Here is a 12,707-nt window from a genome sequence, read left to right on the forward strand (position 1 = left end):
CCTGCGAGTTAAGTACCCTTCTTCATTATCAGTATTATTATTTGTTGTTATTCTTTCACGAACCGGGCAGTTGAACTGCCACTGTCACTGACTAACTGCACTACATATATGCCTTTGGCAAAATTGCCGGCAGGTATAGTGTACAGGCTGGTGCCGTTTTGTGCTGTAAAGCCTGACTGATAAATAACACTACCTACGCTATTGAGAACGCGAACGCGTACTGTTTCTATCCTGGTTGAATTGTATTCAAGGGTAAGCGATGACTTTACAGGGTTGGGATATACAGTCAGGGCTGTATTGTTTTGCTGCATATTAATGCGTGCAATATTTCCCAGAGATGAATTGCCGTCTGTGTCGAATTGTTTTATCCTGTAATAATTCCAGGTAGTCAATGGCGCGTTATCGTTCAGTGCATAATCAGCGCGTAAACGACTGTTGGTCTGCGCCGCCACGGTGCCAATCAGTTTGTCGAAGTTGTTGCCGTCGGCCGAACGCCAGATCTCGAAATGACTGCTGTTCTGCTCCGATGCTGTAGCCCATTTCAGGTTAACGGTATTTCCAACTTTATAGGCATTTAGCGTGAGCATTTCTACAGGTAGTGTAGCGGTAATGCTTACCAGCATATTATTCGAACTCACGCTTCCGCAAAGTGTGGAAGGATTATACAGCAATGTGTTCTGAAACGCGGCAAAGGAGGTGCCCGCATATGAGTTCAGCGTTGCAGTAGAAACAGCATTGGAATAAGAAAGGCCATACACGGTATAGTTACTTCCGGTTGGATAGTTCACGGCATTGCTCAGGTTTGCGCCGGCATCGATGGCTTTGATCAAACCGGTAGCATTGTCAACTATCACATACGTATAGTTGAAGCCTGAACCGGGACTGGGTGTGTTGGAATAAAGCGTACCCGGGCCTGAAACCGTGATGGTATAGCTGTTGGGCAAGGTTGGGCTTCCGCTTCCGAAAGTGCCAACCGCCATGGTATAATACTGGCCCGCGTTCAACGTGGCCGTATAGTTGCTTATAATTGAAACACTGCTACCATTGTATTGACCACTGGAAGCGATAAAGTTACTGCATGGGTTACCGGGGTCGAAGCTGTCTGAATACAGGTTAAAGATATCAAGATTGCTGCCCGAAGATCGGGTAAATGTATAGGTACCGCTTACGCTGGGGGTAAACCGGTAAGTATCGTATTGATAGGTGTTCGAAAAGGATGCGCACGAACTCGTCGAAGTGTTATATACAGACAGGTTGCTGACCGGGTCGGTCGTAGCCAGCGAGCCACTGATGCTTACAACCGAGCCGTAAACCGGCGACAGGCTCAGGTCAAGCGTCGAACTGCCGGCGGCACCGGTTACAGAAGCATCCGGCGTAAAGGTTGAGCCGTTGGCTGAACAGCTGCTGGTGATGGTAATATTGGCAGCGTTGATATTAAAGAAGATATTACCACGGGCCTTCACCATTACACGGCCGATAGAAGTAGGCAGGCTGGGAATGGTAATGGTTTGCGAACCATCGTTAGCCGTGTTGGCCGCCAGCGTATCAGGGTAGGTAAGGCCGCCATCGGTGGAGAACAGAATGTCAACATTCGAACAGCTGACAGGCGATACATCCGTGTTGGCCACGTTCCAGGTAATGGTAGCTGTATTGCTGCCATCGGCTGCCCAACTGGTGGCAGTACTTTGTGAAGTAACGGCAAAGGCACCTGCCGTCGCATTGGTGTTTACTGTTACCGTTTTCTGCGTTGTACAACCGCCGCCCGTTGCTTCATCACGCACCATAACCTGAAAGCTCATGGAGCGGGTTACACCGGGTAACACTTCGTAGGGAGTGGCAGCACCGCTTACGATATCATGTATGCGCGGAAAGACACGTGTGTTGCTCGTTGTAGGCGGGTAAGAACGGAAATTCGGTCCGCCGGTAGCTGTAGCACTTGGCGGCCCGCTGGTAATAACGTTTGCATCCATTTGTTCCCAGCAATAATATAAAGTATTATTATCTGCATCTGCGCCGGTTGCCGTAAGCATAAAAGGCGTGGAGATGGGAATGGTATAGGAGGTAGCCGCCACCGTTACAGTGGGCGCTGAGTTGCCCGTTGTAACGGGTGTTTCGCAGGTGGCAGAGTTAACGGCATAGTTATCGATCTGTAGAATGCTGCCGCCATGAAAATAAAGGTCAGAATAGCTTTGGTAAGCGTCGCTGCCACAGGAGCCTGCATAAGCCATGATGGTTGAACCACCGCCCGGTTCATAAGCTGTAGCGGCAGTAGTATTGTTGAGGCACGAAGAGGAGTTAGAAGACATGGTGTGTGTAGCGCTGAACTGATGGGCCATTTCATGGGCCACCGTGCCGGTAAAGATGGGACCCTGCGGGCCTGCAGTAGGATTGCTGCCGGACCCGAATGTAAGACCTGCTGCACCCCGACCTTTGGAGGCGGAGTTACAAACAACGCTTAACTGTGCCAGACCACCGTTCCAGCCATTGTTCAACACAATGCCTTCATCAAAATTGCTGTTGCCTAAAGCACTGACAAGGGTACTATGGTTGGTGCTCAACGTAGTGCCGTCGGGAAACCCTACGGTACCGTAGGGGTCGGTAGCTGCGTCGGTAAAAATAATGCTGTTATTGCTTACCAGCGTAAATGTAATACCCGCATCACGTTGGTAGATAGCCGTTATATCGTTCACCAGCGTGCCGATATATCCCAGTGCCTGTGTTTGCGTACCGCCGGCCCAGGCTGTGTATTCGCCGGTAGCGGCAACGGCCAGTTTGTAGTTACGTAACCGGCAATCGCCGGCCTCGATGGCCTGAACACGGTTGCCTGCACCCGTACCGTCTATTAACTCTTTCACACCACACTGTATAGGTTGCGTAAGAGGAATATCTTTTACATAATACACCATGTGAACATCGGGATAATTGGGATTCACAGGGTTAATATATGCGCTGCCATTTTTCGTAAAAATCAAACCGGTAACGCCTTGCGATGTAATGGTTAACCGGCCCTGCAAATTATGCGTAACCGGATCTTTTAATTCGTAGGTCTTAAAACCGGTCAGTTGTTTGGCAAGCGCATCAGATAAAACAGGCGATTCAGTAATAGCGTCCGATAAAAATTGCCCGGCGATCGGCAGGGGTAGTGAAATGGTAACAGGTGATACGGAAGAACGCTCTCCCGGCTTTACCAGTGGCGCTTGTTGTTGCAGCTGTTGCAGCAAGCTGCGGTTCAGCTTTACCAGCTCATAGCTGGAAGGCAGTGGTGAAACTGCTGAGCGGCCATTCAGGTAAGTTTGAAAAGAACTTTTGGGTACAGTAGACCAGAGGCCGTCTTGTGCCATAGCATGCATGATCGGCAGGCTGGTCGCAAATGACAGCAACAGTTTGCGCATCATAGAGTATAGGTATTAAGGTGAAATTTTTCAACGACAATGGATCATTTTTTTCATGTTCCGAAGAACCTTCATATTAGTTATGTTTTAGTTATTACGCTGAAACATAACGAAGGGGTGAAGATAAAAAAAACTTCCAGCCGAAAAAGTGCTGAACATTAAATGATATTCAGACATTAAAAATAACTTCAGTGAATAGCAAACATTGGTCCAACTTGTAAGTTAAATGAGGGGAGTTATGCTGAAATATACGAATATGTATTTTAGTGAATGTGGTACAGTGTATATACAATTAAGGAATTTATTTAATTCAATACTTCCTGCCTTTCGTGGGCTGCTCTCACTGCCCTCCATTCCTGTAGTAGAATAGTGATCGTTTCCTGTACAATACACCATCTTTGCAACCCTTGAATCAGATTATTGACGCTATCGGTTGCCTTTAATCCGGGCTGGCGGCTCCTTTCAATGAGAGGCATGTCGCTGTTGAAGTCAGACAACCGTTTCATGTTGCGTTGAATGCCCTTGCATACCTCGTGCAGTACATCCAGTATATTGTCGATGTCGTGCGAGTTGATGGAATACAGGCTGGTAAAATCATAGCTGAATAACAGGTTTGTGAGCTCATCGGTCAGTTTCTGTTCTACTTCCATGAATTTGCCGATTGAACGCTGCAGAATACTAATTGTTTTTTCCACATGCGCCAGATCGTTATGGTCACCTGCCAGGTCACGAAAAAATAATGATACCGTATCTGCGGCATGTTTTACGTCGGCCATCGCACCCTGGGTTATGGGCACCCCTATATTGATGATGGTTTTGCGTAGGGTAATAATATGATTGTTGTCGACTACTTCTTTGTTCAAAACACTATCGAATAGCAGCTTTATGTTATGGTTTTGTTTATAAACCATATATACAAAATAATTATGCTTTTGAACGGCACGTGTGGGGCGAAAGTAAAAATCACGATAATATAGCTGTTGCATACGGTACGTCTTCCGGATATTCATAGAAATTTGGATACTTTTTACTACTACAAATATTTCAGGCCTGAACCTGGGTTCATAAGTGATAATATTAGTAAATCATTTAATGCCGGGGCGTTCGGCCTCTATGGTATCTGGTACGCATCAGTAAAAACACTTAGTGAAGATCAGGGGAATGTAGTATTGAGGTGTCATTTGAACATTAATTCGTGAGCGGGGTACAGGATCTTCAGGCTTTCTGCCCTTCCGGCAATGGCCGCAATCCACAGCCCCGGCCGAAGCTCTGGCGAGGGCGGAGTGAATTTTATTAAAGCAGGGGCTCAATTCTATAATTCGAAAAACCAGGAAATGAATGACATCCCGGGAGCGCCAAAATGGTAGAATTTAGTATTTTTTGAAATAATATTACAAACCACTGTAGCAACAGAATTTCCTATTTTCGTTTGTCGGCGCACTCCATCTTTATTTCCGCTGCCCGCGTGTTGCTGAATTAATACAGACGTATAACTATAAGCCTTATATGAAACTGGATATTATTACCCTAAACTGGATATTTTTCTTTGCCGGAAGTTTACTGGTTTGTTTCAGATATACCCTGCGCGCAGGGTGGACCGTACTGCTGGTTGCCTACGCATTGGCTTTTGCTGGTAAAGAGATCACTTTTGCCGGTTTGGCCTGGTTGCTGTTGACGGCTGGTGCATTGTTCGCCGCCATTCGCCTGCATGGATGGAAACAAATTGCAATGCATTGTGCATTTATTGTATTGAGCATGCTGTTGTTCATGCACAAGTTGCCGGGTTTTAATAACCTGCTTGTTTTTAATAAGGTCCGGTTTTCGTCCGATGCAGCGCCTTTCACCATGTATCTTAATCTTGATAAACCTTTTATTGGCTTTATACTTTTTACCTGTTTTGGAAGTGTATGGTATGGTAATCGTCCGGATACAAAAACATTATTAAAAGCCATCGCACTGCCGCTGCTGATCATAAGCGCCATATGTATGGGAACAGCCCTGTTGCTGCATTTTGTTTCATGGGATCCCAGGTTGCCGGCTCAGGCCTGGATATGGGCGCTCAACAACCTGCTGCTGGTGGCAGTTTGCGAAGAAGCATTCTTCAGAGGATATCTGCAGGGTATTATTGGTAAGCAGGCATTTAAAGGAAAAAGTCTGTATATACCATTATTCATTACCGCGCTTTTATTTGGCCTGGCGCATACAACCGGTGGCCCCGCGCTCATGTTGCTGGCCTTCATAGCTGGTTGCGGATACGGATGGGCATATTACAAAGGAGGTATCTTAGCGGCGATACTCACCCATTTCCTTTTTAATGTGCTGCATTTCTTTTTGTTTACATATCCGATGCATGGGTAATTGAATATTAAAATGACACAGGCGCAAATTCAACGAATGAAAGACACTGAAACTGTGTTGTTGACAAAGTGGCAAACCTTTTGGCATTTTGCTATTGTTCCGCTTCTTCTTGTTGCTCCTGTAGTGGTAACCTTTTATGTATTCAGAGATTACTTGTCGCATCATACGACACGAATCGAAGCTATAATTTACGGTTATATTTGGGTGTTGCCTGCCGTTGTTTTTTATATTGTTCAAAAGCGCCGGCTAAAATTCAAGACAATATATTTGTCGGTTGATAAAGATAAATTTAATACAACGGTTCAACAAACTGCAAAAGAGCTTAAATGGACACTGAAAGAAAAGACAAGTGATGCAGTAGTTGCAAAAAGTGGTTTTACCTGGAGAAGCTGGGGTGAACATATAACGATAATCTGGGCCAAAGACAAAATTTTGTTTAACAGCATTTGCGATCCGGATAACACTACATCGGTTGCATCCTATGGAAAGAATAAAATTAACAGAAAAACTTTTGAACGATTGCTGATGCAAAATGCAGCGAATAACTAAAAGCTTCAATACTCTTTTTAAAACCTTATAATATGAATAATAGAAAAAATCACAACTCAACCCAGGTGCCCCGTATGTCGGAGGTATTTCCACAGGCGGTTATTGCCGATAAGTTTGTTTTTTTATCAGGAACTCCCGGTTTAAATCCCTCAACCGGAAAGTTGAGTGAAAGTTTCGAAGAACAAACAAGGCAGGCCTTTTTGAATATAAAAACCATTCTTGAAGAAGTTGGAAGCGGACTTGATAAAATTGTAAAGACAACTGTTTTTATGGTCTCCGGTAATGACTTCGCAGTTCTGAATAAAGTATATAGCGAAGTGTTCCCCTCCAATGCTCCGGCCCGAAGCACTCCGCAGGTAATGCCATTCCCGGGAGGCATCTTAATATCTGTTGAATGTATTGCACTTTTATAGCAAAAAGATCTATACAACTTTAGTAGTATTTCGCCCACCGGCGGAAAAAAATTATCCATATGTGGAATCTTAAATTTAATTTAGATCGTATCCGGTATTTATGTGAGTGATGCACCGGGGATGAAGTGCTTAAAATCAGGAATATGCCGCTTTACATGGATATTCATATTATTCCAGGCATCAAAGCCAGGGATGTTGCCGAAGCGCACCGGAAAGATATTCTTTTTCAGGAGGAACATGACTGCAAATGCATGACCTACTGGATTGATGAAGAACGGGAAAATGTTTTCTGTCTTATTGAAGCACCCGACAAAGAAGCGGTGGCAGCCATGCACAACAAAGCGCACGGTCTGATACCCCATAAAATTATCGAAGTAAACCAGGAACTGGTTGAATCCTTTCTGGGCAGGATCTATGACCCTCCAAATGCTGCTACAAACGACGGTTTGAAAGTTTTTAACGATCCTTCTTTTCGAATTATTCTTTTCATCAGTACCAAAGACCCGGTGTTATTGCGTTATGAACTGGGTGTTGAAAAAGCGAACGGGTTGTTGAGTTGTTGTGCGGATTTAATAAGGAGCAACCTGGCTGCATACGATGGACGTGAAGCAGAACATCCCGGTACTGGTTTCATAACTACTTTTACTGCTGCCTCGCAGGCGGTGTCCTGCGCTTTATCTATTCAGCAGGCAATGCAACAGGCCGATATGCGTGCAGCCGCTTTGAGAATTGGAATCAATGCCGGCGAGCCTGTTTCAAAAATGAATCAACTGTTTGGCGATGCCATTCAATTTGCGAGGCAGCTATGCTTCATAACCGGTGATTCCCGCATTGCAGTTGCATCAGTTGTTAAGGAGCTGGCCAAAGGTCATTTACAAAAGCCGGCCAATAATATTTTAACGCTGACTCCGCCCGATGAAATGTTGCTGGAATTATTATTCAGTAAACTGGAAGAGAACTGGCAGAACCCCGGATTTACGGTAAGCGAATTTTGTCAGGCGATGGCTATGAGCCAGTCGCAGTTGTACAGGAAAACTATTGAACTAACCGGACTTTCGCCCAATGTATTTTTAAAAGAGTTCAGGCTTGAAAAAGCAAAAGAACTGATGAACAAACAACACTATAGTATTTCGCAGATAACATATGATGCAGGATTTACCAGTCCGTCGTACTTTACTAAATGTTTTAAAAAGAACTATGGCTTGTTGCCCATGGCTTATCTTGACTTGTTGCATTAATACTTTCTGCCTGTTGATTGAATTGTACCATTTTTTGAATGATTTGTTATAGTCCCTCCTTCATTGATTTTGTCTGATTCAGGATTGTTATTTATTGAATGATTTGTTACATATCCTCTGTGGGTGTTGAATTTATCTTTGGTTATTCCAAATGCATAAAACAAAACAAACATGAAAAGGATCATCCATTGTTGTACACTAATGTTTGCCATCCTGTTATTGGCAGGCTTTACAGGTAAGGCGCAAACTGCTGCAACAACCAGCGAATCAACAACCAAAAAACAAACGAACATGAAAATGTATGTTATTGAAAGGGAAATTCCCGGATTAGGCCAGTTTACGCCCGAACAATTAAAAAGTGCTTCTCAAACATCCTGCAACGTGTTGAAAGGAATGGGTCCAAAAATTGAATGGATACATAGTTATGTAACCGGCAACAAAATGTATTGTATTTACAGGGCAGAAAATGTAGAGCTGATTAAAGAGCATGCCAAAAAAGGAGGCTTCCCTGCTAATTCTATTGTTGAAGTAACTGATATTATCAGTCCGGCTACTGCCACGGGCAACTAATAGAAATAATCGTCGCTATAATACAGGGCTTAAGTAAGTTTTACCAGGGGCTACGGATAGCAAGGTTCACTGTAAGGTGAGCCTTTTGCTGTTTTAAGATGGCAACTGATTCGGATTTTAGTGTTAGTTTCGCATAATACGAAATCTTAACCGGCAATAAAAATCATGAATAGTTTTCTGGAGCAACCGGATATTAATTTAGATAATTTAATAAGTTACTTTAATGGATTGCTTTCTTCATTGGAAATTCTTAATACCGTTGAGGGTACCGGCAACACTTTCAACTTTTTAAAAATAGAGAACTTGTCAAATGATTTTGAAAAATCAATTATTAATCATCTTAATTTAAAAGGTTGGAAAGCTGATTTAAGTGTAGTTGAAGACTTTTTTGGGGATATTGATAATACATTGAATGAATATTGTCAGTCGTATATTTTTGAAGTTGGGGAAGTGATGGAGTATTTTGCCAAATTCAGGATTGATGAGGCGACAAGGCTGAAGATATTGGAAAGAACTCATTTTAAAGATCTGAAGCAAAACGTGTTTACTGTAATGAGAATGATTTTACAGGAAAATTATTCTGCATATTCAGTTGTATTGTCAGGTAGTGGATGGTATGAGGCGTCATATAAAGATTACTTCTTTAATTGTAATGGGACATATTTTTACCTTCACTTTGGAGTTAGTGATTAAAAAAGTGAAGAAGATCGAACTCCCTGCTCACTGACTATTTGTCCCAACAAAGTAAAAAATAGTCAACAACGCCAATACCACTAAAATGGCAAGCACTACCTTGCCGGCCGATACCGGTTTCTTACCATATATTTTACCGGTTTGACCATTTACCAGAAAGTGATAACGCTTGCTTTTATAAAAATAGGAGCAAAGCCAAAGAGGCAATAAAATATGTTTATAGGTTTGATTGCTATAGGAAGTATTAACCTCAACATTACGATGCGTGTCTATCCGGCATTGGTCTACACAAGCCTCATAAATGGAGCTGTTCATGATCGCTTCGGCCCTCGAATAACCATCATTTACTGTAATATCATATACATCGGCCTGAAAGCCCGACAAATAACGGGCATCGAAGTTTACCAGCTCTTCGAGGTTGTAAGGAAAAACGCTTTCGTATTCACTTTGATCCAACTCTTTGGTGCCGCCGATCAGAATATCGTCGAAGAAGTTTTCGAAAGTGCCTGAGCGGTAGATCCACTCGGTTCTTTGCACCTGCCTGGTGGTTTTGTTGCCGTTTGAATCTTCCACTTCTTCTGTTTCATAATAATACCGGCCGCCATATCCGCTCCATTCGCTATAGGTTTGGGCGTCGTAGGTCCAAAAGGGCAGATAAGTTCCATGCAGCGCATCCTGTCGCGCAAACTGGCTAAGATCGCGGGGCGCCCACCAGCCTTTACCCAGCCAGCTTTTAAAAATGGCTGCAGACTGTTGCTTATCGATGTTGAAAGGAATAATGCCCGATGGTTGAATGATGCGGGTTTTATAAGCTACCGGGTTCACCACCTCGAAGTTGCAAAAGCTGCAAATAAAAGTGGGTGTTTCGGAGTTGAACGCTGTTTCTGATCCGCAACGGGTACATTTATATACCTGTTGTTCTATAACTACCGAAGGATCGCCGCTTACCGACAATTGCTGCCGCAGGTTGTTCTCCCTGATATGATCGGTTCCTTTATCAATGCTTACTTTAACGCCGCAATATTGGCACTCGAGTTGCTGGTGTGCCGGATTAAAATGTAATTGAGCATTGCATCCAGGGCATGGAAATAGCAGCAGGGGATCTTTTTCTAAATTTTCCATAAGAAGGTTGTCAGGGTCGTTTACAACTTGCCTAATATCTCTGCTTTCTTTTTATTGAATTCTTCTTCAGTTAAAATACCGGCTGTTTTCAATTCGCCCAGTTGCTTCAACAGGTCAAGCATTTTTTGCTGATCATTACCGGCAGCAGTAGCACTGGTAGTCTGTTGCGTTGGTTGTTGCGATTGCATCATGTTGGTCAATATAACACCTGCACCGATGCCTGCAGTACCTGCTGCACCGGGATTTTCGGCCAGCTTTTCAAGGGCAATACCGCTTTGCATCTGGTTAAACTGGTTTAGTTTATCGCCCAGCATACCCAATTCGGTAGTTTTATCAAGCATCTTTTCCACTTCTTCGGGCAGACTTACATTCTCAATATAAAATTTGCCCAGCTCAATGCCCCAGGTATCAAACTCAGCCTGAAATATGGGTTTCAGTTTTTCACCTATTTCGGTAAAGTTAGCGGCCAGGTCAAGTACCGAAACACCGGCTTCGGCCAATCCTTCAGACAATTTGCTTACAATGGTATTGCGTAATTGTTCGCTTACCATATCTATGCGTACCCACGGATTGGTGCCGGCAAATTCTTTGATAAATTTTTTCGGATCGGTTACCCGCATGGTATAAGTACCAAATGACCGCAGACGCACCTGCTTAAACTCAGGGTCGCGCATGATAATGGGGTTGGAGGTGCCCCATTTCAGGTTGGTGAACTGTTTGGTGTTTACAAAAAACACATCTACCTTGAAAGGAGAGTTGAACAGGTATTTCCACGACTTCAATGTGGTAGTAACCGGCATGTTTTGCGTGCTTAGTTCATGCCTGCCGGGGTTGTACACATCGCCAAACTCACCTTCATTCATCAGCACAACTACCTGCGATTCACGCACAGTAAGCTGAGCGCCGTTCATGATCTTGTTGCCCTTGTCGGGAAATTTATATATAACCGTATCGGTGGTGTCATCTGTCCAGTCGATGACTTCTACAAATTCATTTTTAATAAAATCGAATAATCCCATATGACTTTGATTTCAGTAGTTGCGGAAAATTGGTTGTTTATTATTATAAGTTAGTTAGTAGCAGAACCGGTTAAAAAGTTACAATAATTATACAGGGGTAAGATAATAAAATATGTAAATACGTTAAAGAAATATAATTAATTGATTTTGCCACAGCGGGGTATTTTAGTTTTCAGTTTTTTGCCGTATCATTATGCCAACCTTAAACGCCCATGCATACAAGAATTGCAGAAATTCAGTCCCATCTCCTGCACAATGACCTTTCATTAGCCGTACGAAGAATATTGGATGCGAGCCTTGATACAGCAGATATTTCTTTGCTGAAAGAATCGATTGCTGTGAGTCAGGCATACCGGCAATACAAAGAAACAACCATACCGGCCACATTCTTTGATTCGGCGAATGACCTGCTGAATAAGATCAGCCAGGCTACTGAAAAATTTACCTTTCAAACAAAACCCCTTGTAACTGCCAGGGAAATAAGCAAAAGCTATCGCTCGGGAAACTTCAGCCTGCAACCCATCAGTGTGCAAATAAATAGCGGTGATGTGCTTGGCGTAGTGGGCGAAAACGGTAATGGAAAAACAACATTGCTGCGATGCATCGCAGGGCAACTGGCCTTGGATTCGGGAGAATTGGATTTTGCTCAGCTGCACAATCCTGATGATTACGATATAAAGCATCACCTCGCTTTTATACCGCAACGCATTCCAAAATGGTATGGTTTGTTAAAAGACAATTTGCATTTCTCCGCCGCCATATCGGATATTAAAGACGAAGAAAATAATGTGATGGTGAATTTCATGCTCGAGCGGCTTGATTTAACCCCTTATGCACATCTTACGTGGAGCCAGATCAGCAGCGGCTACCGCACGCGGTTTGAAATAGCACGTATATTATTACAGAAACCAAAACTGCTGATACTCGATGAACCGCTGGCGAACCTCGACATCAATGCCCAGCAAAGCATTTTGACCGATCTGCGGTTTATGGCCAAATCGGTGCACAATCCCATGGGTATATTATTAAGCTCGCAGCAACTGCATGAAGTGGAAAAAATTGCAGATACGGTACTGCTTATTAAAAACGGTTCCTGCCTTTTCAGAACGGGTGAACAGGAAAAAGTCAATGATGCATTTGTGGTTGAACTGGAAACAACTGCCGGAAGAGAAACTTTATTGAGTATTTTAAGTAACGAAGGTGAGTTACAATATAATGGAGGTTTCTATACTATTACTTCTAAGGAATTACGGGCGCAGGAAATTTTATCAAGACTTGTTAATGAAAATATATCCATTTCTTATTTCCGCGACATCACCCATTCAACCAAACGCTTTATTTAATATTTAGTAC

Annotated in this window: 11 protein-coding genes; 7 read left to right on the forward strand and 4 right to left on the reverse strand. The window is 43.3% G+C overall.

Annotated elements, in window-relative coordinates:
- Positions 1–47 precede the first annotated feature (47 nt).
- Both AC59IL_RS06030 and AC59IL_RS06035 read right to left on the reverse strand, forming a co-directional pair.
- Positions 48–3,395 carry a M12 family metallo-peptidase gene (locus AC59IL_RS06030; RefSeq protein ID WP_496551196.1) on the reverse strand — a complete coding sequence of 1,116 codons (3,348 nt, stop codon included), beginning with the start codon at positions 3,393–3,395 and terminating at the stop codon, positions 48–50.
- Positions 3,396–3,697: 302 nt separating this feature from the next.
- The gene (locus AC59IL_RS06035) at positions 3,698–4,378 is read right to left on the reverse strand and encodes a hypothetical protein (RefSeq protein ID WP_496551197.1); all 681 of its coding nucleotides are present in this window, start codon (positions 4,376–4,378) and stop codon (positions 3,698–3,700) included.
- A 520-nt stretch (positions 4,379–4,898) separates the two neighbouring features.
- Between AC59IL_RS06035 and AC59IL_RS06040 the strand changes: the two genes are divergently transcribed.
- From AC59IL_RS06040 to AC59IL_RS06065, 6 genes are all read left to right on the forward strand, one after another.
- Positions 4,899–5,750, forward strand: coding sequence for a CPBP family intramembrane glutamic endopeptidase (locus AC59IL_RS06040; RefSeq protein ID WP_496551198.1), 852 nt, complete (start codon positions 4,899–4,901; stop codon positions 5,748–5,750).
- Positions 5,751–5,786: 36 nt separating this feature from the next.
- Positions 5,787–6,299 (forward strand): hypothetical protein, encoded by a 513-nt coding sequence (locus tag AC59IL_RS06045; protein WP_496551199.1) that lies wholly within the window; start codon positions 5,787–5,789, stop codon positions 6,297–6,299.
- 32 nt (positions 6,300–6,331) lie between these two features.
- Positions 6,332–6,712, forward strand: a complete 381-nt coding sequence (locus AC59IL_RS06050) for a RidA family protein (RefSeq protein ID WP_496551200.1) — start codon at positions 6,332–6,334, stop codon at positions 6,710–6,712.
- 143 nt (positions 6,713–6,855) lie between these two features.
- Entirely contained in the window at positions 6,856–7,950 is a 1,095-nt protein-coding gene (locus AC59IL_RS06055; protein ID WP_496551201.1) for a nickel-binding protein, read from the forward strand.
- Positions 7,951–8,121: 171 nt separating this feature from the next.
- Positions 8,122–8,520 (forward strand): DUF4242 domain-containing protein, encoded by a 399-nt coding sequence (locus tag AC59IL_RS06060; RefSeq protein WP_496551202.1) that lies wholly within the window; start codon positions 8,122–8,124, stop codon positions 8,518–8,520.
- A 165-nt stretch (positions 8,521–8,685) separates the two neighbouring features.
- Positions 8,686–9,213, forward strand: coding sequence for a hypothetical protein (locus tag AC59IL_RS06065; RefSeq protein WP_496551203.1), 528 nt, complete (start codon positions 8,686–8,688; stop codon positions 9,211–9,213).
- 27 nt (positions 9,214–9,240) lie between these two features.
- Here the strand turns inward: AC59IL_RS06065 and AC59IL_RS06070 are convergent, their stop codons facing one another.
- Together AC59IL_RS06070 and AC59IL_RS06075 are read right to left on the reverse strand one after the other, a co-directional pair.
- The gene (locus tag AC59IL_RS06070; RefSeq protein ID WP_496551204.1) at positions 9,241–10,335 is read right to left on the reverse strand and encodes a TFIIB-type zinc ribbon-containing protein; all 1,095 of its coding nucleotides are present in this window, start codon (positions 10,333–10,335) and stop codon (positions 9,241–9,243) included.
- Between the two features lie 20 nt (positions 10,336–10,355).
- Positions 10,356–11,354, reverse strand: a complete 999-nt coding sequence (locus tag AC59IL_RS06075; protein ID WP_496551205.1) for an SPFH domain-containing protein — start codon at positions 11,352–11,354, stop codon at positions 10,356–10,358.
- Positions 11,355–11,566: 212 nt separating this feature from the next.
- On the opposite strand from AC59IL_RS06075, the gene AC59IL_RS06080 reads away from it, so the two are divergent.
- Entirely contained in the window at positions 11,567–12,697 is a 1,131-nt protein-coding gene (locus AC59IL_RS06080) for an ABC transporter ATP-binding protein (RefSeq protein WP_496551206.1), read from the forward strand.
- Positions 12,698–12,707 lie beyond the last annotated feature (10 nt).

Source organism: Niastella sp. sgz303648 (assembly GCF_059587045.1).

Bases quoted from the DNA above. Each gene is read 5' to 3' on its own strand.
- AC59IL_RS06030 (WP_496551196.1), bottom strand. From the start codon at position 3,395: ATGATGCGCAAACTGTTGCTGTCATTTGCGACCAGCCTGCCGATCATG.
- AC59IL_RS06035 (WP_496551197.1), bottom strand. From the start codon at position 4,378: ATGCAACAGCTATATTATCGTGATTTTTACTTTCGCCCCACACGTGCC.
- AC59IL_RS06040 (WP_496551198.1), top strand. From the start codon at position 4,899: ATGAAACTGGATATTATTACCCTAAACTGGATATTTTTCTTTGCCGGA.
- AC59IL_RS06045 (WP_496551199.1), top strand. From the start codon at position 5,787: ATGAAAGACACTGAAACTGTGTTGTTGACAAAGTGGCAAACCTTTTGG.
- AC59IL_RS06050 (WP_496551200.1), top strand. From the start codon at position 6,332: ATGAATAATAGAAAAAATCACAACTCAACCCAGGTGCCCCGTATGTCG.
- AC59IL_RS06055 (WP_496551201.1), top strand. From the start codon at position 6,856: ATGCCGCTTTACATGGATATTCATATTATTCCAGGCATCAAAGCCAGG.
- AC59IL_RS06060 (WP_496551202.1), top strand. From the start codon at position 8,122: ATGAAAAGGATCATCCATTGTTGTACACTAATGTTTGCCATCCTGTTA.
- AC59IL_RS06065 (WP_496551203.1), top strand. From the start codon at position 8,686: ATGAATAGTTTTCTGGAGCAACCGGATATTAATTTAGATAATTTAATA.
- AC59IL_RS06070 (WP_496551204.1), bottom strand. From the start codon at position 10,335: ATGGAAAATTTAGAAAAAGATCCCCTGCTGCTATTTCCATGCCCTGGA.
- AC59IL_RS06075 (WP_496551205.1), bottom strand. From the start codon at position 11,354: ATGGGATTATTCGATTTTATTAAAAATGAATTTGTAGAAGTCATCGAC.
- AC59IL_RS06080 (WP_496551206.1), top strand. From the start codon at position 11,567: ATGCATACAAGAATTGCAGAAATTCAGTCCCATCTCCTGCACAATGAC.